Source organism: Myxococcus dinghuensis (genome assembly GCF_024198235.1).
GTDB classification, from domain to species: Bacteria; Myxococcota; Myxococcia; order Myxococcales; family Myxococcaceae; genus Myxococcus; species Myxococcus dinghuensis.
Map to the genome: position 1 here is coordinate 177,850 of NZ_JAKCFB010000008.1, position 23,246 is coordinate 201,095.

17 protein-coding genes are annotated in these 23,246 nt (G+C 72.7%); 13 read left to right on the top strand and 4 right to left on the bottom strand.

Going from position 1 to position 23,246, the window contains the following annotated elements:
- The first annotated feature begins 9 nt into the window (after positions 1 to 9).
- From LZ198_RS14190 to LZ198_RS14205, 4 genes are read left to right on the top strand one after another with little or no spacing between them, the layout of a single operon-like run.
- The gene (locus tag LZ198_RS14190) at positions 10 to 6,525 is read left to right on the top strand and encodes a plectin 1 isoform 8 (protein WP_253972482.1); all 6,516 of its coding nucleotides are present in this window, start codon (positions 10 to 12) and stop codon (positions 6,523 to 6,525) included.
- A 24-nt stretch (positions 6,526 to 6,549) separates the two neighbouring features.
- Positions 6,550 to 7,401 (top strand): diaminopimelate epimerase, encoded by an 852-nt coding sequence (dapF, locus tag LZ198_RS14195; RefSeq protein WP_253972483.1) that lies wholly within the window; start codon positions 6,550 to 6,552, stop codon positions 7,399 to 7,401.
- Between the two features lie 36 nt (positions 7,402 to 7,437).
- Positions 7,438 to 9,288: a GGDEF domain-containing response regulator gene (locus tag LZ198_RS43425; protein WP_253972484.1), complete on the top strand. Its 1,851-nt coding sequence runs from the start codon at positions 7,438 to 7,440 to the stop codon at positions 9,286 to 9,288.
- Between the two features lie 15 nt (positions 9,289 to 9,303).
- Positions 9,304 to 10,806, top strand: a complete 1,503-nt coding sequence (locus tag LZ198_RS14205; protein WP_253972485.1) for a DUF4388 domain-containing protein — start codon at positions 9,304 to 9,306, stop codon at positions 10,804 to 10,806.
- Here LZ198_RS14205 and LZ198_RS14210 read toward each other — a convergent pair.
- Positions 10,803 to 11,291, bottom strand: coding sequence for an FBP domain-containing protein (locus LZ198_RS14210; protein WP_253972486.1), 489 nt, complete (start codon positions 11,289 to 11,291; stop codon positions 10,803 to 10,805). The two genes, LZ198_RS14205 and LZ198_RS14210, sit on opposite strands and share 4 nt — an antisense overlap.
- 351 nt (positions 11,292 to 11,642) lie before the next feature.
- On the opposite strand from LZ198_RS14210, the gene LZ198_RS14215 reads away from it, so the two are divergent.
- Positions 11,643 to 12,644 carry a fatty acid desaturase family protein gene (locus LZ198_RS14215; protein ID WP_253972487.1) on the top strand — a complete coding sequence of 334 codons (1,002 nt, stop codon included), beginning with the start codon at positions 11,643 to 11,645 and terminating at the stop codon, positions 12,642 to 12,644.
- Between the two features lie 61 nt (positions 12,645 to 12,705).
- Here the strand turns inward: LZ198_RS14215 and LZ198_RS14220 are convergent, their stop codons facing one another.
- Both LZ198_RS14220 and LZ198_RS14225 read right to left on the bottom strand, forming a co-directional pair.
- Complete coding sequence (locus tag LZ198_RS14220; protein ID WP_253972488.1) at positions 12,706 to 13,266, bottom strand: ferritin-like domain-containing protein; 561 nt, start codon at positions 13,264 to 13,266, stop codon at positions 12,706 to 12,708.
- Positions 13,267 to 13,574: 308 nt separating this feature from the next.
- On the bottom strand, positions 13,575 to 14,633 hold the full coding sequence (locus LZ198_RS14225; RefSeq protein WP_253972489.1) for a DUF6600 domain-containing protein: 1,059 nt from the start codon (positions 14,631 to 14,633) through the stop codon (positions 13,575 to 13,577).
- Positions 14,634 to 14,870: 237 nt separating this feature from the next.
- On the opposite strand from LZ198_RS14225, the gene LZ198_RS14230 reads away from it, so the two are divergent.
- The 7 genes from LZ198_RS14230 to LZ198_RS14260 all read left to right on the top strand — a co-directional run bounded on the left by LZ198_RS14230 (position 14,871) and on the right by LZ198_RS14260 (position 21,329).
- Entirely contained in the window at positions 14,871 to 15,554 is a 684-nt protein-coding gene (locus LZ198_RS14230; RefSeq protein WP_253972490.1) for a hypothetical protein, read from the top strand.
- Positions 15,551 to 16,300 carry a hypothetical protein gene (locus LZ198_RS14235; RefSeq protein ID WP_253972491.1) on the top strand — a complete coding sequence of 250 codons (750 nt, stop codon included), beginning with the start codon at positions 15,551 to 15,553 and terminating at the stop codon, positions 16,298 to 16,300. The genes LZ198_RS14230 and LZ198_RS14235 overlap by 4 nt, the downstream gene beginning before the upstream one ends.
- Positions 16,301 to 16,412: 112 nt before the next feature.
- Complete coding sequence (locus tag LZ198_RS14240) at positions 16,413 to 16,775, top strand: hypothetical protein (RefSeq protein WP_253972492.1); 363 nt, start codon at positions 16,413 to 16,415, stop codon at positions 16,773 to 16,775.
- A 109-nt stretch (positions 16,776 to 16,884) separates the two neighbouring features.
- A complete protein-coding gene (locus LZ198_RS14245; protein WP_253972493.1) occupies positions 16,885 to 17,121 on the top strand; it encodes a YtxH domain-containing protein in 237 nt (78 codons plus the stop codon).
- A gap of 107 nt (positions 17,122 to 17,228) precedes the next feature.
- Positions 17,229 to 19,214 carry a sigma-54-dependent Fis family transcriptional regulator gene (locus LZ198_RS14250; protein ID WP_253972494.1) on the top strand — a complete coding sequence of 662 codons (1,986 nt, stop codon included), beginning with the start codon at positions 17,229 to 17,231 and terminating at the stop codon, positions 19,212 to 19,214.
- Between the two features lie 166 nt (positions 19,215 to 19,380).
- Positions 19,381 to 20,901, top strand: coding sequence for an aldehyde dehydrogenase (adh, locus tag LZ198_RS14255; protein WP_253972495.1), 1,521 nt, complete (start codon positions 19,381 to 19,383; stop codon positions 20,899 to 20,901).
- Complete coding sequence (locus LZ198_RS14260) at positions 20,901 to 21,329, top strand: DUF779 domain-containing protein (protein ID WP_253972496.1); 429 nt, start codon at positions 20,901 to 20,903, stop codon at positions 21,327 to 21,329. The genes adh and LZ198_RS14260 overlap by 1 nt, the downstream gene beginning before the upstream one ends.
- 127 nt (positions 21,330 to 21,456) lie before the next feature.
- Here the strand turns inward: LZ198_RS14260 and LZ198_RS14265 are convergent, their stop codons facing one another.
- Complete coding sequence (locus LZ198_RS14265) at positions 21,457 to 21,801, bottom strand: hypothetical protein (RefSeq protein ID WP_253972497.1); 345 nt, start codon at positions 21,799 to 21,801, stop codon at positions 21,457 to 21,459.
- A 112-nt stretch (positions 21,802 to 21,913) separates the two neighbouring features.
- Between LZ198_RS14265 and LZ198_RS14270 the strand changes: the two genes are divergently transcribed.
- Entirely contained in the window at positions 21,914 to 23,170 is a 1,257-nt protein-coding gene (locus LZ198_RS14270; RefSeq protein WP_253972498.1) for a tetratricopeptide repeat protein, read from the top strand.
- Positions 23,171 to 23,246 lie beyond the last annotated feature (76 nt).

Here is a 23,246-nt window from a genome sequence, read left to right on the forward strand (position 1 = left end):
TACACACCCATGCACCACACATTCCGCCGCATGGGGCCCAGTGAACTGCTGCCCCGCTACATCTTCGTCGAGAGCCTCTTCGCGCGCCGCCGGGTCCTGGAGGTCGACGCGGTGGCCTCCACGGGCGGTGAGAGCGCCCGCTTCCTGCTGGAGCGGGGCGCGCGCGCCGTCGTGGCCTGTGACGCGAACCTCGACGCGGTCCAGGCCGCGCACAAGGCCCACGGCGGGCCGACGCTGCGCTTCCGCGCCAACATCTACGACGACCTGGAGCCGGGCAGCTTCGACGTGGTGATGGTGGCGGACCTGGCCCCCTACGTCCGGGCGCCGGCGTTGCTGGAGGAGCTGACGCGGCTCATCTCCAAGCAGGGCTTCCTGGTGGGAGGGCTGCGCAACCTCGCGGGCCTGGCGCTGCCACAGTTGGTGGAGGCGGAGGAGGGCGTGCCGCCCACGTACGGCATGCTGCTCGACTCGCTGTCAGCCTTCTTCCCCCATGTGGAGGTGGCGACGCAGTTGCCGGTGCTGGGCTACCAGCTCGCCTTCGAGAAGGGCGAGGGGCTCCAGGTGGACGGCTCGTTGGTGAAGGGCGCCGAGGCGGCCTACTTCCTCGTCGTCGCGGGCCAGGAGCCGTCGCGGGTGGTGGACCCCACCTGGGTGCAACTGCCGCCGGAGCCGCTGGCCTTCACCAAGGGCAAGCTGGACGAGGTGGTGGCGCGCGCGAAGTCCTGGGAGGAGCGCAGCGCCCGGTTGAAGGAGTCGCTGACCCGGCTGCGCACGGAGCTGACGGAGCGCGAGACGGAGGTCGCGTCGCTCAAGCCGTCCCTGGAGGTGGCCCGGGACGAGGTGGCCCGGCTCACCGCGCAGTTGGAGCAGGCGCGTGGCACGCCGGAGTCCCAGCGTGAGCGGGACGACCTGGCGGGCCGTTTGCGCCGGCGCGAGCTGGAGCTCCAGGTGGCGCAGGAGCGGCTGGCGGACGCGGACCGGCGGCTGGCGGCGCAGCGCCTGGAGGTGGAGGCCGCCCAGCGCACGCAGTCGGAGGCGGGCGTCCAGGTGCTCGCGGGGCAGGAGACGCTGCGGCTGGAGCGCGCCCGGCGCGAGGAGCTGGGCGCGTCCCTGGAGGAGGCCCGGGAGCGGCTGACGCAGGCCTATGCCCAGGTGCGCGAGCTCCAGGAGGAGATGGGCACGCTGCGCATCGACCGCGAGAAGGACCGTCTCGCGGCGGAGCGGGCCACGGAGCAGCTCGAGGACCGGCGGCGCGCGGCGGACGCGGCGCGTGAGCGGGAGCTGCGCATCGCGGAGCAGTACTCGGCCTCGTTGGCGGCGGTGGAGCATCTGAAGGGCGGCGCGGGGCGGGCGGAGGAGTCCGCGCGCGAGGCCGCCGCCGCGCTGTCGGTGAAGGAAGCGGAGCTGGCGCGCGCGGCCCGGGAGTTGACGGACGCGTCGCTGCGGGTGGCCGCCGCCGACGGCGCGCGCAAGGACGCGGAGGCGCGTCTGGAGGCGCTCCAGGCCGAGGGGCGGGGGCAGGAGACCGAGCTGGTCGCGGCCCGCGAGCTGGAGGCGCGGCTGCGGGATGAGCTGGAGGCGCTCACCCGGGCGGAGGCCGCGTCGCGCGCCACCGCGCAGCGGCTGGAGGAGTCGCTCCACGAGGCCCGGGAGCGGATCACCCTCCTGGAGGCGGAGCACTCCCAGACCCGGGAGGACCTCGCCGGTGCCTGGGAGACGGAGCGCGCCGGATTCCAGGCGCGGCTCACGGAGCTGGAGTCCGCGCTCGCGTCGGAGAAGGTCCGCGCGGAGTCGTTGTCGGACGAGGCCCGGACCGAGGCGGCCATCCGCGCGGAGGCCGAGGCTCGCCGTGGCGAGCTGGAGGACGAGCGCCAGGCGCTGGTGCGGCGCGTGGTGGAGCTGGAGGCGGAGGTCTCCACGCTGAACCGCACCCGCCGGGAGGAGACGGTCCGGGCGGATGAGCTCGCCGCGACGCTCCAGTCCGCGCAGTCGGAGCTGGAGACGGCGCGCGAGGAGCGTGACTCCACGGCGGCGCTGGCGGCGCGCGTCGGAGGCTCCCTGGACGAGGAGCGCGAGGCGCGCGCGGCGGCGGAGGAGGCGCTGCGGCTGTCTCGCGGCAAGCTGGAGAGCGCGGCGCAGCGGCTGGCGGACGTGGAAGCCTCGCTGGCCCGCACGCGGGAGGAGCTGGAGGCGCAAGTGGCTCGGCGCGCCGAGCTGGAGGCGTCGCTGGCCGAGGTCCACGCGACGCTGGCCGCCGAGCGCGAGGGGCGGGCGCAGTCCGGCTCCGCGCTGGATGCGCTGCGCGTGGAGTTGGAGGCGGAGCGCGAGCGGCGGGGCGAGGCGGAGACGGCGCTGACGGAGGCTCGCGAGGGGCTGACGGAGGCCCGAGGAGCGCTGGCCCAGGCGAAGGAGGCGCTCGGCGAAGAGGAGGAGCGGCGCGCGCGCTGGGAGGCGGCGCTGTCGGACACGCAGGTCCAGCTCCAGTCGGAGGTCCAGGAGCGCACGCGCCTGGCGGCGGCGCTCGCCGAGGCCCAGGGAGAACTGCGCGGCGAAGGTGCGCAGCGCACCCAGGCCGAGACGTCACTGGAGGAGGCGCGCGAGCGGCTGCGGACCGAGGAGTCGGAGCGCGCGCGTGTCGAGGAGACGCTGGCCGACGTCCAGGCCCGGCTCGAGGAAGAGGGCGTGGCGAGGGGCCGCGTCGAGTCGACGCTGACCGACCTCCAGGCGCGCTTCGAGGAGGAGACGGAGCACCGGAACCGCGCGGAGACCTCGCTGACCGAGGTGCGCGTCCGGCTCGAGGAGGAGCGCGCCGAGCGGGCTCGGGTCGCGTCGGCGCTGGTCGAGGTCCAGCAGCGGCTCGCGGCCGAGGTCGCGGAGCGGGCCCGCGCGGCGTCGGCGCTGGTCGAGGTCCAGGAGCGGCTCCGGGCGGAGGGCGCGCAGCGCGGCGGCGTCGAGGAGACGCTGGCCGACGTCCAGGCGCGGCTCCTGGCGGAGGCCGCCCTGCGGAGCGAGGCCGAGGCCTCCCTGGAGACCCTGCGGACCCGCCTTCGGGACGAGGAAGCGGAGCGGGCTCGCGCCGAAGCGGAGCTGACGGCTGCCCAGGCCCGCGTCGAGGCGGAGGAGACCCAGCGCGCTCGTGCCGAGTCGGAGCTGAAGGCTGCCCAGGCCCGCGTCGAGGCGGAGGAGACCCAGCGCGCTCGCGCCGAGTCGGAGCTGGAGGCTGCCCAGGCGCGAGCGGACGCGGAGGAGACCCAGCGCGCTCGTGCCGAGTCCGAGCTGAAGGCTGCCCAGGCCCGTGTCGAGGCGGAGGAGACCCAGCGCGCCCGCGCCGAGTCCGAGCTGAAGGACACCCAGGCCCGTGTCGAGGCGGAGGAGACCCAGCGCGCCCGCGCCGAGTCCGAGCTGAAGGACACCCAGGCCCGCGTCGAGGCGGAGGAGACCCAGCGGGCTCGCGCGGAGGCCACGCTCGAGGAGACCCGCACGCGGCTCCTGGACGAGGAGCTGTCGCGGGTCCGAGCGGAGAGTCTGCTCGCGGAGGCCCAGGCCGCGCTGGCGACCGAGAAGGAGGCGCGCGAGCGGAGCGACACCCGTGCGCAGGAGTCGCTGGTCGAGACGCGTCAGACCCTGGCCGAGGAGCGGGAGGCGCGCGAAGCGCTGTCGGCGGAGCTGGCCGGGATGCGGGAGCGCGCGTTCGGCGCCGACGAGGTCGTCACCCGGCTCCAGGCCGAGGCCGTTTCGGAGCGAGAGGGTCGCGCACGCACCGAGGCGTCACTGGTCGCGGAGCGCGATGCCCGCGCGGAGGTCGAGGACGCGCTGGGGGCTGCCCGTTCCGCGCTGGAAGTCGAACGTCAGGCCCGTGCGGACGAGGCCAGTGGGGCGACCCGGTGGCGTGAGCAGTTCGACGCGGAGCAACGGGCCCGCGCCGATGCCGAGGCGTCGCTGGCGAGCCTGCGCGAGGAGCTGGACTCGGCCCGGGCCGAGCTGACGCGGGAGCGGACGGCGTTGGAGGCGAAGCTCTCCGAGCGGGAGTGGTCGCTGCAGGAACTCCAGACGCAGGCTGACTCGCTCTCCGAGGCCGCGACCACTCGCGCGGCGGAGCTGGCCGAGGTCCGGGCGTCGCTCGAGCGACAGGAGGTTTCCTCCCGAACGCAGCTCGTCGGACTCGAGGGGGCGCTGGAGGAGACGCGTCGTCAGGCTCAAGAGTCGGAGGCGCGGCACGTCGCCGCGTTGGAGTCCGAGGCGGCCCTGTTGGACTCCGCCCGCCAGGAGGTGCTGACGCTGCGCGCGGACCTCGTGCACCTGAACGCGGCGCGCCAGGAGGTCATGCGCCTGGGCGCCGAGCTCCAGCGGGCCATCGCCGCGCTGCACGACCGCGGGATGCACATCTCCCGGCTCGACGCGGAGTTGGTGGATGCGCGCGAGCGGCTCGTCGCGCAGCGAGAGAACGCCGAGCTGCTCATGGTGCAGTTGGAGACGGCGCGCCGCTTCGCGGGCAAGGCCACCGCCATGGAGAGCTCGCTCGAGAGCGAGCGGGCGACCCTCGAGTCGACGAAGTCGCGACTGGAGGCCGCGGAGCAGGAGCTCGCCGCCGCCATCGTGGCCGCGCGGCGGGAGCAGGAGCGCGCCGGGGCGTTGGAGGCTCGCCTCGCCGAGTCCTCCGAGGAACTCGGTCGCGCGAAGGTGGACTGGGAGACGCGCCTCGCGGAGACGACGCGTCATCTGGAGGAGCAGCGCGCGGAGTCCGTCGCCCGGTCCGAGGTCTCCGCCGAGCAGCAACGCCAGCTCGCGGAGCTGGAGTCTCGGCTCGCGGAGAACGAGGCGCGCGCGGAAGGCCAGCGCACGGAGTTGGAGACGCGGCTCGCGGAGAACGAGGCGCGGCGCGTGGAGCTGGAGACGCGGCTCAGGGACGACCTCGCCAGCGCGGATGCGCAGCGGGCCGCGTTGGAGACGCGGCTCGCGGAGGGGCTCGCCGATGCGGATGCGCAGCGGGCCGCGACGGAGGCTCGCCTCGCCAGCGCCGAGGCTCAGCGCACGACGCTGGAGCACCAGCTCACCGAACTCCAGGCGAGCAGTGAGGCCCAGCGGGCCGAGCTGGAGTCCGGGCTCACCGAGAACGTGGCTCGCCTCGAGGCCCAGCGGGCCGAGCTGGAGACCCGACTCGCGGAGAGCACCGCCCAGGCCGAGGCCCAGCGCGTCGAACTGGAGACCCGACTCGCGGAGAGCACCGCCCAGGCAGAGGCCCAGCGGGCCGAACTGGAGACCCGACTCGCCGACCTCGGGACCCAGCACGCGGACCTGGAGGCCCGCCTGACCGAGAGCACGGCGCTCTCCGAGGCGCAGCGCGCCGAACTGGAGGCCCGGCTCATCGAACTCACCACCAGCGCCGAGGCGCGGCGCGCCGAGCTGGAGGCCCAACTGGCCGAGAGCGTCGCCCACGCCCAGGCGCAGCGCGCCGAGCTGGAGTCCCAGCTTTCGGAGCTCACGGCCCGGGGAGAGGCGCAGCGCGCCGACCTGGAATCCTCCCGCTCCGAGCGGGACACGCTGGAGTCCCAGTGGTCGGGCCTTCGCGCCGACCTGGAGGCCCGGCTCGCGGAGGCCGAGGGGGGCTCCGACGCCCTTCGCGCCGACAACACCACGCTGGAAGGTCGCGCCGCCGAGTTGCAGGCCCGTCTGACCGAGCTGGAGACGTCCGCGACGGAGACCACGGCGGCGCTCCAGTCCCTCCAGGAGCGCTTGTCCCGCGCCGAGGCGGAGCGCCTCTCCGCCACGTCGGAGCGCGAGCGCCTCCAGTCGGACCTGACGGTGGCCCGCGCCGCCCGGGTCCGTCTCGAGGGGCGCATCACCGCCATGGAGACGGCGTCCACGGACGCGGTGCGCCTGCTCGACACGGAGCGCGCCGAGCGGACCCGGCTGAGCGAATCCCTCGAGGAGGCGCGCCGCATGCTCCAGCAGCGCGAGGGCAGCTCGTCCGACCGCCTCACCTCGGTCCTCGGCGAACTGACGCGGGCCCAGGAGCAGGTGCGGACCCTGGAGACGGAGAAGCTGGGCCTCCAGGGCGAGCGCGGCGAGCGGGAGCGGCTGGAGTCGGTGGTGGCCGACCAGAAGGCCCGCCTCGCCACGCTCGACGCCGAGCGCACGGAGCTGCTCGCGGCCGTCGAGGAGCTGAAGGCCTCCGCCCAGCCCGAGGCCGTCCTGGAGATGGCCGCGGAGATGGAGCAGTTGCAGACGCTGGTGGAGTCCCTCCAGGAGAAGCTCGCCTCCCAGGAGACGGAGCTGGGCGCCCTGCGGCGTCAGTCCGCCCGCGCCGGCAACAACCCCGTCCAGGAGATCTACGAGCGCGCGAACGCGGAGCTCAACGCCGTGAAGGGCGAGCTGTCCCGTCGCTCCGGCGCCGTCCCACCGGCCCCCTCGGGGAACACGCCCGGTCGGATGCCCACCATTCCCCAGGTGAAGCCGGGCCGCACCGCCGTGCCCGCGCTGGACCTCCCCCCGGCCCCGACCAAGAAGGCGGACGAGCACGAGTGATGGCTCGCGACTAGGATTGCCCCCGTGGAAGCTCGCGAGCGCATCTTCAAGTACCAGGGCCTGGGCAACGACTTCGTGGTGCTGGACCGGCGCCACTCCGGGGCGGACATCGACGCGGCCACGTCCCGCTGGATGTGCGACCGGCGCCTCGGCATCGGCGCGGACGGCGTCCTCTCGCTGCTGCCGTCCGAGCGGGGCATGGCCCGCATGGTCGTCCACAACGCCGACGGCAGCATCGCGGAGATGTGCGGCAACGGCCTGCGCTGCGCGGTGAAGTACCTGGTGGACCACTCCGGCGAGCAGCCCGGCCGCATCGACGTGGAGACCGGCGCCGGAGTGCTCACCTGCATGCCTGGCTACGACGTGGGCGGTGTGGCGTCGGTGGACATTTCCATGGGCCCCGCGCGGCTCGTCGCGGCCAACCTGCCGTCGGGCGCCACGGGGCGGCCCTTCCTGGACTCACCGCTCCCGGGGCACCCCGACCTGCGGGCCTCGGCGGTGAGCATGGGCAACCCCCACCTGGTCCTCCTGGACCGTCCGCTGGAGGAGGCGGGCCGGCTGGGGCCGGCGCTGGAGCACCACGCCGCGTTCCCGGACCGGACCAACGTGGAGTTCGTCCGGGTGGACGCGGACGGGCTCACCGTCGTCGTCTGGGAGCGCGGCTGTGGCCTCACCCAGGCGTGTGGTACCGGGGCGTGTGCCTCGGCGGTGGCGGCCGTGCTGGCGAAGCGGCTGCCGGCGGATACCTGGCTGCGCGTCACCCTGCCAGGGGGAGACCTGCGCATCCGCGTGCCCCCCGACCTGTCCGACATCCGCCTCCGTGGCCCTGTCGCGTTCGTCTTCGAGGGCGTTGTCGGGCTTGCTGGGGGCCGGTAACCTCCGCTTCCCTCTCGCACCCGGGTCAGACAGCGCGTGGCCGGTCCCATCCTCGTCGTCGACGACGACCTGTTCTTCCGCCAGCTCGCCAGCGACATGCTCTCCCGCCACGGCCACCGCGTGGTCTCCGTGGAGAACGGCACGCTGGCGCTCGAGGAGGCGGCCCGCACGCCCTTCGACCTGGTCATCACCGACGTGGTGATGCCCGGCGTGGACGGCTTCGCCCTCACGGCGCGCCTGCGCGAGCGCGACCCGGACCAGGAGGTCATCCTGGTGAGCCAGCGCACGGACGTGAAGGGCTCGGAGATGGCGCTGCGCTCGGGCGCGGCGGACTGCCTGGCCAAGCCCGTGGACGAGACGGACCTGGTGCTCGCGGTGGACCGGGCCCTGGAGCGGGCCGCCCTGCGCCGGGAGCGCACGCAACTGCGCGACGAGAACCTGGAGTTCGCCCGCTTCCACAACCTGCACCAGCGCTGCCTGGACCTCATCTCGCAGTCGGACCTGGAGTGGCTCCAGGAGCGCATCATCTCCGAGCTGTCCGCCGTCTGTGACGCGCAGAGCGCCGCGCTGTGGGTGCTGGACGACCGGGGCGACCTGGTGCTGCGCGCGTACCGGGGCCTGCTCGACAAGCAGTTCCTCGCGGAGAAGATGAGCCCCGAGGGCCCGCTGGAGGGCCGGCTGAAGGACGCCCAGCCCTGGTTCGCCCGGGACGAGCGCTCCGCGGTGATGTACGTGCCGCTGCTGGCCTCGGGGGAAATCGTCGGCCTCGCCCAGCTTTCGGACCCGCTGAGCGGCGAGTTCCGCCTGGAGCACTCCCGGGACGCGCGCGTGCTCGCGGACTTCGCGGCCATCGGCGTGAAGAACGGCCGGCGCATGCTCGCGCTCCAGCGGCTGGGCCTGCGCGACCGTGAGACGGCCGCGTACAACCTCAGCTACTTCACGGACTACGCCTCCAAGGAGATCTACAAGGCCCGCCGCTATGGCCGGACCTTCTCGCTCCTGACGTTCTCCATCGACAACCTGCCGCTGGTGCGGGTGCGCCACGGGGCGGCGGACGCGAAGAAGGCGGTGCGCGGCATCATCCGCGCGCTGAGCAAGATCATCCGCGACTCGGACGTCATCGCGAAGGCGAGCGACCAGGAGTTCTACCTGCTGCTGCCGGAGACGGACTTCTTCGGCGCGATGATGTTCGTGCGCCGCGCCGTCGCCGCCGTGCGCGAGGAGCCGGAGGTGCAGGACGTCGAGCAGCGCCTGCCGCTGGCGCTGGTGGGCGGGGCGAGCACCTTCCCCAAGGACGGCGAGGACTTCGACGAGCTGGTGCACCGCTGCCGCCGCCGCATGGACGAGCGCCGCTCGTCGCTCCAGCGCCGGCTGATGCTGGATGGCCTGCCCTTCTGGGACGAGGTGGACCTGCTGCTGGGCACGCCCAACAGCCCCAGGCTGCCCGTGGACGAGCGCTCCGAGCCGAGCCGCCGGGGCAAGGTCGCGGACGTCCTCTTCGACGAGCTCCAGGCGGAGATCGCCCGCGAGCTGATGCGAGACCCGGGCTCCCGCGGCCTGCTCTACGTGGGCGGGCCGGAGATTCGCGCGGACCTGCCCATCGCGGCGGGGCTGGAGTCGGCGCCGCCGGACCTGTCCTCGCGCATCTACCTGCTGGGGCGGCGGGTGGACCTGGAGTCGCATCCCGCGCTGACGCCCGTGTTCCTGGAGGGAGACGAGCGGGTGTCGCGCCACGAGTTCATCCTCTGGCTGTCGGAGAACGCGGCCTACGCGCTCATCCAGCGGCGCGGGCGCGGCGCGACGTGGGGCTTCCATACCTCGGACACCGCGCTGGTGGACGGGCTCATCTCCAAGCTGCAGGCCGAGTACGACCTGCAGCCGTACTGACACGCGGAGCGCACGGTGGCCCAGGTCCGGAAGATCCTCATCGCCGACCCCGACCTCGAGTCCGTTCGAGCGCTGTCGCGCGCGCTGCGCACCAAGGGGTATCAGGTGCACTACGCGCCGGATGGCTCGCGGGCGCTGGAGGTCGCGGTGCTGCGCCACCCGGACCTCACGCTGTTCGACGAGGGCTGCCGGCTCCTGGAGGCGCGGACGTTCATCCAGATCCTCCGCACCAACCCGCGCACGGAAGACATCCCGGTGGTGCTCACCACGGCGAGCTTCGACGGGGACCGCTTCCGCGGCCTGCGCGACGGCTACCTGCGCAAGCCCTTCAACCTGGACGAGGTGCTCAGCCGCATCGAGCACATCTTCCGGCGCAACGAGGCGGCCAAGGACCTCAAGGTCGAGCAGCAGGAAATCGAAGGTTCGCTCAGCCAGCTCAGCATCCCGGACCTGATGCAGTTGCTCGGCATGAACCGTCGCAGCGGGCGGCTGTCGCTGGAGCGCGGCAACGAGCGCGGGGAGATCGCCGTGGTGGAGGGCCGCCCGGTGAACGCGAAGCTGGGCCGGGTGGAAGGGGAGAAGGCCCTGTTCCGCCTGCTGGCGTGGGCCGAGGGGACCTTCACCTTCTCGCCTGGGACGAACCAGGTCCGCTCGCGCATCAACCGCGCCATGGACGACGCGCTGCTGGAGGGCATGCGGCAGTCGGACGAGGTGAACCGGCTGCTGCCGGGCCTGCCGCCCCGGCACACGCGCCTCGTGCTCGCGCCGGACGTGGACCTCCAGCAGGACCAGCACCCGGTGACGGCGCAGGTGGTGGACCTGCTGCGCCAGCCGCGCGCGCTGGGAGAGGTGCTCGACCTGGCGCCCGCGCCGGACCTGGAGGTGCTGGGCGTGCTCACCACCCTGATTCAACGGGGCGTGGCGCGGCTGGCGGATGGGGACGGCTCGGATGCGAACGCCAGCGAGCTCCTGGGCGCCGCGGAGGTCCACGCCCTGCGCGGTCGCATCCTGCGCACGAAGGCGCCCGCCAAGGTGGCCACGGCGAAGATCTTCGTCTGCGGCAGCGGGGCGGCGGCGGCGCGGCGGGTGATGTCCCGGGTGCCGGGGCTGGAGGCGCTGTCGGCCGAGCCCACCGCGGTGAAGAGCGGCTTCGGGACGCTGGGCCGGGTGGTGCTCAGCGACGTGCTGCGCCTGGACTTCTGCGTGCTGCCCCCCGCGGAGGCCGCCCGGCCCCTGTGGCGGCCGTTCAGCGCCGGGGCGGTGGGCGCGCTGCTCCTGGACGTGTCCGAGGCCGCGGTGGGGCTTGCGCACTACCTGGCGTGGGAGGCGCGGATGCCGGTGATCGTCGTGGGCGCGGAGGTGCCCGCGTCGCTCCAGGGCGCGCCCGCCGGCGCGGTGGCGGTGGTGGACGACCTGAGCGAGGCGCTGCGGTCCCTGCTGGTGCAGGCCCTCAACCCCGCGCCCACGCTGCCCGGCGTCCCGCAGGTCCACCGGGCGCCGGTCTCGACGGCGAGCTAGGCGGCGTCGCGCGGCGGCTGGCTCCGGGGCACCTCGATGCCGAGCGCCTCGTTCGCGAAGCGGTACATGCGCGCCTTGAGCTGCTCCAGGGCGTCGAGCAGGTGCTTGCCGGAGCGGTTGGCCGCGTCTTCCAGCCGCTCCTTGCAGCGCAGGTCGGAGCAGAGGCTGATGCCCACGCGGCGCTTGTTGTCGACGTCCGTGGTGAGCAGCGACACCTCGTTCGACGAGCCGTAGTGGTGGCACCACTCGCACATCCGCGAGACGTTCTCCCCACCCGCCGACTCGCTCCGGAAGATGATGCCGATGGGCTGGTGGCTGCCCGGCGCGGAGAAGACGAGGTACACGCGCGCCCTGGAGGTCTCCGTCCAGGCGAGGTAGTCGCGGACGAAGTGCGGGAAGGTCACGCCTTCGGGCATTTCGATGACGCGGCGATCCCTGGGGCGGAAGGACTTGATGAGATCCTGGTCGGACTCGAAGCGGAACACGACGGCTCCTTGGAGAACGTCTGGACCTAACAATCAGGAGCACCTGATTCTACCTGAACCGACCTGGAGGCCGAGCCCCCCGCAGGACGGGCGCCGCCGAGGCGCGCCCCCGGAGCCCCCCCGCTCCCGCGACGCCAGGCCCGGGGACGTCGGCGGCGGCTCCACTCCCGGTGCCCTCCGGTGGCGATGTGCATCACCGGACGCGACCAGGCGCGTCATCGTCGCGTGAGCCGACGCATGTGTCTGTTGCTGTCCGCCGGCTGACCCTGGCGTGACATGGGAGTGGGACAAGACTCGCGCGCATCCTGAATCGGTGGCCCCTCGCGCCGCCTGTCATTGGAGTGTCTGCCCATGGACCGAGTCGCAGCTGTTTCGAGCAAGGACCTCATCGCGCGGACCCGTCCGTTCGCGGTGCAGGAGTCGGCTCGTGCCGTGTGGAACCTCGTCGCGACCTACGCGGCGCTCGTGGCGGCGGTGGCGCTGGCCGTCGCCGCGCCGTGGTGGCCGCTGCGCATCGTGGGAGGGATTCTGGAGGCGCTCGTGCTCATCCGCGCGTTCATCCTCTTCCATGACGCCATGCACGGCGCGCTGCTGTCCACGTCGCGGTGGGGGAGGGTGCTCTTCCATGTGCAGGGCATCCTGACGCTCACGCCCGCGCGCATCTGGAATGACACGCACAACCACCACCACGCGAACACGGCGCGCATCGCCGCGGACCCGGCGGGCACGTTCGTGACGTGGACCACGGCGCAGTGGCGTCAGGCGTCCGGCTGGCAGCGGCTGGGCTACATGGTGGAGCGCCATCCGGTGACGCTGCTGTTCGGCTACTTCACGGCGTTCCTCTTCAGCCTGTGCCTGGTGCCTTTCGTGAAGAACCCCCGGCGGTACTGGACGTCCGGGCTCGCGCTGCTCGTCCACGGGGTGTTGTCCGGGGGGCTCCTGTACTTCTTCGGCGCGGCGGTCTACCTGTGCGCCTTCCTGGGGCCGCTCTTCGTCGCGTACGCGCTGGGCACGTACCTGTTCTACGCCCAGCACAACTTCGACGAGGTCAGCATCCTGCCGGAGGGCGCCTGGACCCACGCGGACGCCGCGCTCGAGGCCTCCAGCTATCTGCGCTGCGGCCCGGTGATGGCCTGGTTCACGGGCAACATCGGCTACCACCACGTCCACCACCTGAATCCGCGCATCCCGTTCTACCGGCTGCCGGAGGCGATGGCCGCCATCCCCGAGCTCCAGCGGGCCCACGTCACCACGCTGTGGCCCTGGGACATCCGGGCCTGCCTGCGGCTGAACCTGTGGGACCCGGACCTGGGGCGGATGGTGCGCTACCGCGACGCGTCCGCGCGCGCCTGAGGGGCCTCGGCCGGATGGGCTCGTTCGGGGCCGGCCCGAGGAGCCCATCGGGCCGGGCACCTCAATTCTCGAGCATGGGGCGCCCCTGGTGCGCCACCAGCAGGTCATGCATGTCGTTGGCGTGCTCCTCCTCCTTCGTGAGGATGTCCTCGAGCAGCCGCCGCGTGGTCGGGTCGCGGTCCGCGAAGTAGCGGATCATGTCGCGGTACGTCTCGACGGCGATGCGCTCCGCGACCAGGTCCTCGCGAATCATGTCCACCAGGTTCTGTCCCTCGACGAACTGGCTGGCGCTGCGGGTCAGCAGCCCCTCGGGATTGAAGTTCGGCTTGCCGCCCAACTGGTTGATGCGCTCGGCCAGCCGCAGCGCGTGGTCCTGCTCCTCGCGGGCGTGCGCGCCGAACTCGTCCTTCACCGCCTCGCTGTGGATGCCCACCGCGGAGATGTAGTGGGACGTGTAGCGCAGCACGCAGACGATCTCCGTCGCGAGCGCGTCGTTGAGCAGCTTCAGCGTCGTCGAGACATCGCCTTCGTAGTTCTCCGTGACGGCGCCTTCCTCCAGGTGCTCACGGGCACGACGGCGAATCTCCTGGATGTCACTGACGAAGGGCTGCGACTCGGACATGGCGGTGCCTCCTCCTGGCGGATGCGTGCCGCAAAGCTGCGCCGCCCCGCCCGGGAATGGCCACCCCTCCCGCCGCGCGCTGGACACGCTCGCGGCCCGCCAGCCCCACCCTCATGTCGGAGGACGATGTCGCCCGCGCGCCAACCAACGCGCCTGGCTCACGGAGGGGGCGCCGGGCTTGCGGGCGGTTCGGGGCCACGCGGGCCCGGTGGCCGCCACGTGTGATGGCGAGGGGCCCTCCGTGGGGCCCCGGGGCGCCCCCTCCGTAGGCCAGACGCCGGGGCCTCCGGAAGGCCACCTCGGGAGGTTCACCGGCCGTGGTGGGGCGCAGGCGCCGGGTGGGGCGCCTCGGTCGGATGGGGCGCCTCGGTCGGATGCGGCGCTTCGGCGGGATGGGACTCGGGAGGCGGCTCCGAGGCCTTGGGGCGTGGCACGGTGTGCGCCGGCTCCTCGGGCCAGGGCGCTTCCTCTTCCCCGCCGTGGTGCGCTTCTCCCGCGGGCTTCGTCTCCTTGGGTGGCTGGGCCGGGGCCTGCGGCTGCGCCGGAGCCTGCGGCTGGGGATGCGCCTGCGGCTGGGGATGCGCCTGCGGCTGGGGATGCGCCTGCGTCGGAGGCCGGGGCGTCACGTTCGTCTGCGGGCGCTCGGGCACGGGCGCGGAGCGTGCCGACCGGGGTGTCTCCGGATGGGTTCCCGTCACGGGGGGATGCCCTGTCGGGGGCGCGGTCACCCGTGAGCGGGGCACCGGGTGGCCCGTGACATGGGCGACCTGGTCGGGCGCGGGGCCCGTGCTCCACTGCCCATGCCGGGCCGGCACATGCCTTCCCACCAACTGGGTCTGCTGGAGGAGGACCGGGACACGGTCGCGGGGGACCACGTACTGGTGCAGGTGTGGCCTCACGAAGTCCGTGGCTCCGACGAAGTTCCACGACAGCCCCACCGTGATGCCCGGTGGCCCCAGGGGCTGCCAGCCGACGTAGCCGTCCCCCCAGCGCCAGTCCACCCAGGAGGGCGCCCACTCGTCATCGGGCCACCACACCCAGCCCGCGGACGGGGCGAGGTACCAGCGGCCGTAGTGGAAGGGCGCCCACCCCCAGCTCCAGCCCGTCTCGAAGGTCCAACCCCAATCGCTGTACGTCCACTGGCCCCCGGTGACGTAGGGCTCGAAGTCAGCGCCGACGATGGACGGGTCCGGGCGCCAGACCCAGCCCACGTCCGGTAGCTGTACCCACGAGCCATACGGCGACAGCACGTCCCGGAAGGTCGACACCGGCGCGTTGTCCGGCGTGGAGCTCGTGGTGACCTGTGCGCCGTAGTCCTCCTGCGCGCTCGCGCACCCGAAGGCCATGAGCAGGGCGCCCGTGCCCACGCCTCCTATCCGCATCCATCGCCAGCTTCGATGCCAGGGCCGCATGTGCCCGCTCCCTTCTTCGTATCGGTCACCTTCCTCCGAAAGATGGGGATGCTCTTTCGAGAATGTGGCACTCGACGTCCGAGGAGATGGGCTCGGTTGCCCTGCGACTGTCGTCACAGGATGGCGCCGACACGTCGCGAAAATTCCCCCGCTGTTGGCGCGTGCGAGCGGAGGTGGGGCAGACTGGCGCTCGTGCGCTCCCGCGTCTTCGTCCCGTGCTTCCTCCTGTTCCCGGCCGCGGCCCTGGCGGGCATGCCCAGCGTGCGGCTGTCGGACATCGCCTCGCAGCGCGTCGAGGCCATCTCCTTCTTCGTGGGAGTCTTCGCGCTCGTGGCCCTGGCGGTCCGGGTGTTGTGGAACCGGCTGCGCAAGGACTTCCCGCGGCTGCCCCTGCTCACCTTCCGCTCCGCGGCGGCGCTGGTGTTCCTGCTCAGCCTGGGCTTCCACCTCGTCCTGTCGATGATCGCGGGCGGCCGCGAGCTGATGACCCCGGGGGCCTGGGAGCGGTCGGGCGTGACGTATCAGCTCACCTCGAGCCTGCCGCCCTCGGATTCGGACCTGGTGGGGCAGGCGCGCCGTCAGCGCCTGGAGGAGCTGCGCGTGGCGTTGTGGGCGCATGCCGCCGCGCATGGGGGCGCGTTCCCCGCGAGCGACCTGGGCCCCGAGCTGCCCGTGGAGCGATGGACCGTGGTGGGCGATTCCGGCATGCACTTCATCTACCGCGGCGGCCTCAAGGCGGATGAAGGCGCGACCCCACTCGCCTACGAGCCCGGCATCTTCGGGCGCGAGCGGTGGGTGCTCTTCACCAACGGCGAGGTGCGCCGCGCACCCCTCGAGACCATCCACGCGTCCATCGAGCAGGGGGGCGCGCCGTGAACATCGTCGTGAAGACGCTCCTCGCGGTGTTCCTCCTCTTCGTCGGGTTCATCTTCCTGGCGGTGACGGGGCTCGAGTGGCTGCCGGAGCTGCTGTTCTTCCTCGCGCTGGGGTGGCTCCCGTTCCTGACGCGCGTGCTCGGCGAGGTGACGATCCGCTGGGGCCCGGTGGTCGAGGCGCTGCTCGTGGCGGGCGTGCTCGCGGCCGGGACGCATCTGTTCCTGGGGTGGCTGTGGCGTCAGGTCCACGCGGAAGCGGAGAACGCGCGCCCGTGGCCCCTGCGCTGGAGCCTGTCGCTGGTGGCCTCCCTGGTGCTGCTGTTCTCCGCGACGATGGCCACCGTGGGCATCGCCCACCACGTGGGGTGGCTGGCCTCGGGGCGCTCGCAGTTCCTGATGCGGAAGTGGCCGATGTCCGGCCTCCTCGAAATGGAGAAACAACCCACCTACCGGCTGTGCATCCCCGCCCACGAGCTGGTCCGCTCCGGAGTCTCACCCGAGGGGGTCCCCGCACGCCTCCTCGCGGACAGGACCTCGCGAGAGAAGGCCGAGGCCTCGCACATCCTCGTGACCTCGACGCCCGAGGGGGCGGCGGACTTCATCGTGTTCTCCCGGGACCCGCGGGTGCGCGCGACGGAGGGGGCCTTCCGCTGCATGATGGCGACGGAGAGTCCGAAGAAGGTGGACGAGGAGGAGCTGGCCGCCTTGCTGTCGCGCCAACGCGTCGTCGCCCGTCCGGACCCCTGACCCGCCGCCGGCCGTCCCGGACGACGCGGGGCCCATGGTAGCGTCGCCGGCTCCGTGCGGGCCCACGGAAGGGTCCCACGGCTCACACCGCTTCGTGGAGAGGAGCCCGAGCATGTTCGCGCGTCTCACGTCGCTGTCCGGGGCCGTTGTCTGGGGACTCATCACCTTCGCCGCGCCCGTCCTCGCCGAGTCCCTCGGCGAGGAACCGGTGTCTCGCGACCACCCCTCGCTGCTCACCTGTGGCGTGGCGCGCTGCTCCGAGGACTGGGTGTGCGCCAACCAGTGCCCCCAGGCGGAGTCCGCTGTCTGCGTGAACTTCTATTGCCAGTTCACCTATCCCGACGAGGGTGGTGGCGGGGGAGGGGGCGGAGGTGGCGGTCCGACGTGCGGGGTGTCCCGCTGCTCCGAGGACTGGCAATGCGTCTGCGACGGCGTGCAGGGCGTGTGTGGTTCGAACTTCCTCTGCGCCTGGTGAGCTTTTCGCGCGTCCGCCACTTGGCGCATGCGCGCACGTGCCTACCTTCCCGCCCTCATCCCGACGCCCGGGCTCGTGAGCCCCGGCGTCACTACGCGAGGAGCAGAAGGTGCAGGCGAAGCTGCTGATGGCCGTGGTGCTCGGCGCCCTGACGTTCGGAGCGGGCTGCCACCGCAACACCCGTGAGAGCGCGAAGGACGACGCGGAGCGCGCCGCGGACGAGGCCGGTGACACCGCCGAGGACGCGGCGGACAAGGTCAAGGACACGGCCGAGGACGCGGCGGAGAAGACCGGTGACGCCGCCGAGGAGGCGGGCGACAAGATCGAGGACGCGACCGACAGGTAGCCGCCCGGCCGCCTCCCCGCTACGCCGCACCGCGTCGGTTCAACATTCGCGGTTCGGGGAGGCCCTGGGTTGCCGAGGGTGAGGGGCCTGGCCGAATAATCGCCCCCATGGGAGCGCTCACCCTCAGCGCGTCAGCGCATCTGTGGGAGCAGTTCCTCGTCGGCGCGTTCGACGAGGCCCCGGATGCGCGTGTGGAGACTCACCCCATCCTGCCCCGCTGGCAGCGCTCACGCGCGCTGGGGGCGCCGAGCACGGGCCTGCCGGAAGAGGGGCCCAGTGTCGGCGCGCTCGCGCTCGTGGAGCGGCGCGCGCGCATGGAGCCGGTGTGGCACGAGGTCCGGGACCTCCTGGACGTGCTCGCCGCGACGCCGTTGCCGTCGGGGCGCGTGGCGCTGCTGGCGGACCGCGAGGGCGTCATCCTCGCCACCCGCAGCTCCGGCGGCGACTTCCGGGACCACGCGGACTACGTGCGGCTGGTGCCCGGCGCGTGCTGGGACGAGACGTGCCGGGGGACGAACGCCGTCGGCACCGCGCTCGCCGAGGGCTCCGCGGTCGCGGTGGTGGGCCCGGCGCACTATGCCCAGCGACACCATGGCCTCGTCTGCTACGCCGCGCCCATCCGGGACCCCTTCGGCGAGCCCGTGGGGGTGCTGGACATCACCGGGCCCGCGAGCGACGCGGACCCGCTGGTGTTGATGACGGTGGCCAGCATCGCGCACTCGGCGGAGGCGCGGCTGCGCGAGGTGGCCTGGGCCCGCATCGCGTCCACGGCGCGAGGCGCGCTGGCGTCCCGGCTGGCCCGCGAGGACGCGCCGGTGTTGCTCGTCGAGGCGCCGGGGCGCGTCAGCCACCTCAACGGGGCGGCCCGGCTGCTGCTCGGCGTGGAGCCGGGGCTGGAGTCGACCCCGGGCCGGGCGCTCGGGTTGTCGTGGCGCACGCTGAAGGACGCGGCGATGCGCGGCGAGCCGGTGGAGACCGAGCTGCCCGGCGCGGGCGCGCGCTGGCGGGTCCACGCGGAGGCGGTGGGGGACGGCTCGGGCGCGCCGCTCGCGGTGCTCGTCCGGCTGGAGCCCCGGCTGGCGCGTGTGCCCGTCCCGGGGCCGCATGGCACCGAACCCTCGCTGGAGGGCGACGCCTGGGCCGCGCTGAAGGGGAGTGACGCGGGGCTGCGCGCCACGCTCCGCGAGGCGGCGCGGTATGCGCCCACGGCGTTGCCCGTGTTGCTGCTGTCGGAGACGGGCACGGGCAAGGAGCTGCTCGCGCGCGCCGTCCATGCCGCGAGCGCGATGGCGTCCGGGCCGTTCGTCGCGGTCAACTGCGGCGCGCTCTCCAGCACGCTGCTGGAGAGCGAGCTGTTCGGCCATGCGCCAGGGGCCTTCACGGGGGCCCGCACGGCGGGCGCGGACGGGAAGCTGGCGGCGGCGGACGGCGGGACGCTGTTCCTCGACGAGCTGGCGGAGATGCCCGCCGCCCTGCAGGTGATGTTGCTGCGCGTGCTGGAGGATGGCGGCTATTCCCGCGTCGGGGAGTCGCGCGTGCGGCACTCGCGCTTCCGACTCATCGGCGCCACGTGCAAGGACCTCGACGCCGCCGTGCGCGAGGGCACGTTCCGCCGCGACCTGTACTACCGGCTGCAAGGCGCCACCCTCCGGTTGCCGCCGCTGCGCGAACGCGAGGACCTGCCGGAGCTGGTGCGGGCGCTGGTGCCTCCACTCGCGCAGGAGGGCGGGCACCCTCCGTGCGTCGTGTCCCCCTCGGCGCTCGCGCGACTCCAAGCCCACGCGTGGCCCGGCAACGTGCGCGAGCTCAAGACGGTGCTCCGCCTGGCGCTGGTGCGCGCCATGGGCGCGGACGTGCTGGAGGTGGAGGCGCTGCCGCCCCTGTCGGGAGCCCCCGTGCCGCCTCCTCCCTCACCGACGCGAGAGGCCTCGGAGCCCGTCGGGCTGCGAGAGCTGGAGGCCAGCGCCATCCTCGATGCGCTGAGCCGCAGTGGCGGCAACGTGGCGCGGGCCGCGCGGCTGCTCGGCATCGCGCGCAGCACGCTCTACCGCATGGTGGAGCGCTTCGGCCTCGCCATGCCCCCGCGCTCCTGACGCGTGGAGGAGGTGTCGCGCGGTGTCGCGCCCCGCGCCACCTGTGTCCGCGACAGTGTCGCAAGGCGCGACACGACGCACCGCGACGTCGATGGGGCGTGGATGGCACGCGTGTTGCCCTGTGCGGGCGCCGGTTCCCACCCGCAGCCCACGAAGGAGAGCGTCCATGATCTACGCCGCCCCGAACCAGCCAGGCTCGAAGGTGAAGTTCAAGTCCCGCTACCAGAACTTCATCGGTGGAAAGTGGGTCGAGCCGAAGCGCGGCCAATACTTCGAGAACATCACCCCCGTCACCGGACAGGTCTTCAGCGAGATTCCGCGCTCCACCGCGGAGGACATCGAGCTGGCGCTGGACGCGGCGCACGCGGCGCGAGTCTCGTGGGGCCGCACGGCGCCCTCCGCGCGCGCCAACATCCTCCTGAAGATCGCCGACCGCATGGAGCAGAACCTGGAGCTGCTCGCGCTCGCGGAGACGTGGGACAACGGCAAGCCCATCCGCGAGACGCTCGCCGCGGACATGCCGCTGGCCATCGACCACTTCCGCTATTTCGCCAGCTGCATCCGCGCGCAGGAGGGCTCCGCCGGTGAGCTGGACGCGGACACCGTCGCCTACCACTTCCACGAGCCCCTGGGCGTGGTGGGGCAGATCATCCCCTGGAACTTCCCCATCCTGATGGCGGCCTGGAAGCTGGCGCCGGCGCTGGCCGCGGGCAACTGCGTGGTCCTCAAGCCCGCCGAGCAGACCCCCGCGGGCATCCTCCTGCTCACCGAGCTCATCCAGGACCTGCTCCCCGAGGGCGTCTTCAACGTCGTCAACGGCTTCGGCATCGAGGCCGGCAAGCCCCTGGCGTCCAGCAACCGCGTGGCGAAGGTGGCCTTCACCGGCGAGACGACCACCGGTCGGCTCATCCTCCAGTACGCCAGCGAGAACCTCATCCCGGTGACGCTGGAGCTGGGGGGCAAGAGCCCCAACATCTTCTTCGAGGATGTGATGGCCAAGGACGATGACTTCCTCGACAAGGCCATGGAGGGCTTCGCGATGTTCGCCCTCAACCAGGGCGAGGTCTGCACGTGTCCGTCGCGCGCGCTGGTGAACGAGCGCATCTACGGCGCCTTCATGGAGCGGGCGCTGGAGCGCGTGAAGAAGGTGGCGCCGGGCAACCCGCTCGACACCGACACGAAGCTGGGCGCGCAGGCGTCCAACGACCAGTTGGAGAAGATCCTCGGCTACATCGACATCGGCAAGAAGGAGGGCGCCAAGGTCCTCACCGGCGGCGAGCGCGTGCAACTGCCCGGCGACCTCAAGGGCGGCTACTACGTGGCGCCCACCGTCTTCCAGGGCCACAACCGCATGCGCGTCTTCCAGGAGGAGATCTTCGGCCCGGTGGTGAGCGTCACGACGTTCAAGGACTTCGACGACGCGATGCACATCGCCAACGACACGCTCTACGGCCTGGGCGCCGGCGTGTGGACGCGCGACATCAACACCGCCTACCGCGCGGGCCGCACCATCGAGGCCGGGCGCGTGTGGACCAACTGCTACCACCTGTACCCGGCGCACGCGGCCTTCGGCGGCTACAAGCAGTCCGGCATCGGCCGCGAGACGCACAAGAAGATGCTCGACCACTACCAGCAGACCAAGAACCTGCTGGTGAGCTACAGCCCCAAGGCCCTGGGGTTCTTCTGATGAGCGACACCCGCGCCGGCCCCGGTGCGGGAGGGCGGGAGGCGGTGGCCCGGGTGGCGGTGACGCCCGAGGCCGCCGAGGTCATCCGCTCGCTGCGCGCCGTACACGGGCCGTTGATGTTCCACCAGTCCGGCGGCTGCTGCGACGGCAGCGCCCCCATGTGCTACCCCCAGGGGGAGTTCCGCGTCGGCCAGCGGGACGTCTTCCTGGGTGAAGTGGAGGGCTGTCCCGTCTACATCGGCGGCGCGCAGTTCGAGTACTGGCAGCACACCCACCTCACCCTGGACGTGGTGAAGGGCCGGGGCGCGGGCTTCAGCCTGGAGTCGCCCCTGGGCGTGCGCTTCCTCACCCGGAGCCGCGTCTTCACGGACGAGGAATACGAGCAGATGAAGCAGGCGCCACCACCCCGACGGGGGCCACCGGAGTAGGGGCCTCCCAGCGGACGACGGGGCCCGGAGCGAACCCCCTCCGGGCTCCGCGGGACCCCACGGCAGGCGGAGGTCCGGGGTTCACGGTGAATCCCGTGTGCGGGCGAGGCGCGGGGGCCTCGTCGGCTCAGGCCGCCTCGTCGAGGATCTCGAGGGCGTCCCGGACGCCGGGCAGGGCGGAGAGCAGCTCCAGCTCCGCGGCCTGGAGGACGGAGACGCGCCGCCCGGCGACGCGCTCCATCGTCAGCTCGATGCGGTGGTCTCCCGCCGGGTTGACGTGCCGGAAGATGCGGGCCCGGCGGCCCTCCGCCTGGCAGGCGAGGATGTCGCGTTGGAGGCTGCGCAGCCGCCGGAACACCTTGAGGGCCATGCGCCCCTCGGGGGTGTCGAAGGTGTGGAAGTGCCGGTTGCGCGACAGCGGCTTGCTGGGGTCATGGAGCCTCTCCACGAGGCGCCGAACGAATGGGTCCATCGACGGCGGAGGATAACATCCGCTACCCTCCGGCTCAGCGATGCACTGGCGAATTCGACCGCTCCCGTGGACCCTGGCGCTCCTCCTCCCGCTTGCCTGCAAGGAACCGGAGGTGGCGGCCGTCCAGAACCGTGCTCAACAGGCCCAGACCGCCCTCGCGGAGGCCAGGTCCCACCTGGCCAACGGGCAGCCGGCCCCAGCCCTGGCGGCCATCCGGCGCGCCGCCACGGCCGCGCCCGACAGCTCGGAGCCCTACCTGCTGATGGCGGACGCCCAGCGGATGAGCAACAACATTGGCGCCGCCATCATGGCCCTCAAGCAGGCCGAGGCGATCATCCCCGGCACGGACCCCAACATCCAGAAGCAGTTGGCGGACCTGTACCTGGGCAACGGCAACACCGCGGAGGCCCTCACCATCCTGACCACCCTGCGTGACTCCGGGCTGATGACGAACGCGGACGTGCTGGCGCTGGCGCGGCTCCAGGCGAAGGACGGGCAGATGGACGCCGCCTTCACCACCATCGAGGGCGTGCTGCGCGAGAGTCCGGACGACCCGGAGGCGAAGGCGGTGGAGGCGGAGGTCCTCCTGATGAAGGGCGACGAGCTGCTCGCCGCCAACCTCATGGACAAGCTGCTGGGCAACAACCCCGCGCACACCGCCGCGCGGCTGCTGCGCGCCCGGTATTTCCTCGTCAGCGGCGTGCCCCAGATGGCGGAGGCGGACCTGCAGGCCATCGAGCCGAAGGACGCCAACCGCGCGGACGTCGTCATGCTGCGCGCCCGCGTCATGCTGGCGCTGGGGCGCGCGGCGGACGCGGAGGCGGCGCTCAAGCCGCTGGTGGACTCCGAACCCCAGAACGCCGAGGCCCTGGCGTGGATGGCGGAGACGGTGCTGGCGCAGGGCCGCCGCCAGGACGCGCTGTCGCTGGTGGACCGCGCGCTCACCTTCCGGCCTCGCCTGGCCCGGGCGCTCTATGTGCGGGGGCGTGCTCAGGAGGAGCAGAACGACCGCAAGTCCGCGGAGGAGAGCTACCGCTTCGCGCTGAGCGCCGACCCGCGCTTCTCGCCCGTCCACGGGCGGCTGTGGCGGATGTACCTGGAGGCGGACCGGAAGGTGGATGCCTACACCTCGCTGGAGCGCCTGCTCGACATGGGCGAGGCCTCCCTGGAGGAGAAGGTCGTGCTGTCGCGGCTGTCCGCCCAGCTCCAGACGCAGATGACCCGCGCGATGAAGCTCATCGACGAGGCCATCAAGCGCGACCCGGACAACACCGAATACCAGGAGGTGAAGAAGCAGCTCCTCTCCGTGGCCCCCAAGCCGAAGAAGAAGTCCGAGGGGCCGCTCATCATCCGTGGCGGTCGTCGCTGAGCGAGCAGGGCAAGCGCTTCCCAAGCTCGGGGGCGAGGGTTCGAACGCCGTCCGTCCCTGGACGGGCGCGCGCGGG

Coding starts and splice junctions, on each gene's coding strand:
- LZ198_RS14190 (WP_253972482.1), top strand. CDS start 10: ATGCACCACACATTCCGCCGCATGGGGCCCAGTGAACTGCTGCCCCGC.
- LZ198_RS14215 (WP_253972487.1), top strand. CDS start 11,643: ATGGACCGAGTCGCAGCTGTTTCGAGCAAGGACCTCATCGCGCGGACC.
- LZ198_RS14220 (WP_253972488.1), bottom strand. CDS start 13,266: ATGTCCGAGTCGCAGCCCTTCGTCAGTGACATCCAGGAGATTCGCCGT.
- LZ198_RS14240 (WP_253972492.1), top strand. CDS start 16,413: ATGTTCGCGCGTCTCACGTCGCTGTCCGGGGCCGTTGTCTGGGGACTC.
- LZ198_RS14250 (WP_253972494.1), top strand. CDS start 17,229: ATGGGAGCGCTCACCCTCAGCGCGTCAGCGCATCTGTGGGAGCAGTTC.
- adh (WP_253972495.1), top strand. CDS start 19,381: ATGATCTACGCCGCCCCGAACCAGCCAGGCTCGAAGGTGAAGTTCAAG.
- LZ198_RS14260 (WP_253972496.1), top strand. CDS start 20,901: ATGAGCGACACCCGCGCCGGCCCCGGTGCGGGAGGGCGGGAGGCGGTG.
- LZ198_RS14265 (WP_253972497.1), bottom strand. CDS start 21,801: ATGGACCCATTCGTTCGGCGCCTCGTGGAGAGGCTCCATGACCCCAGC.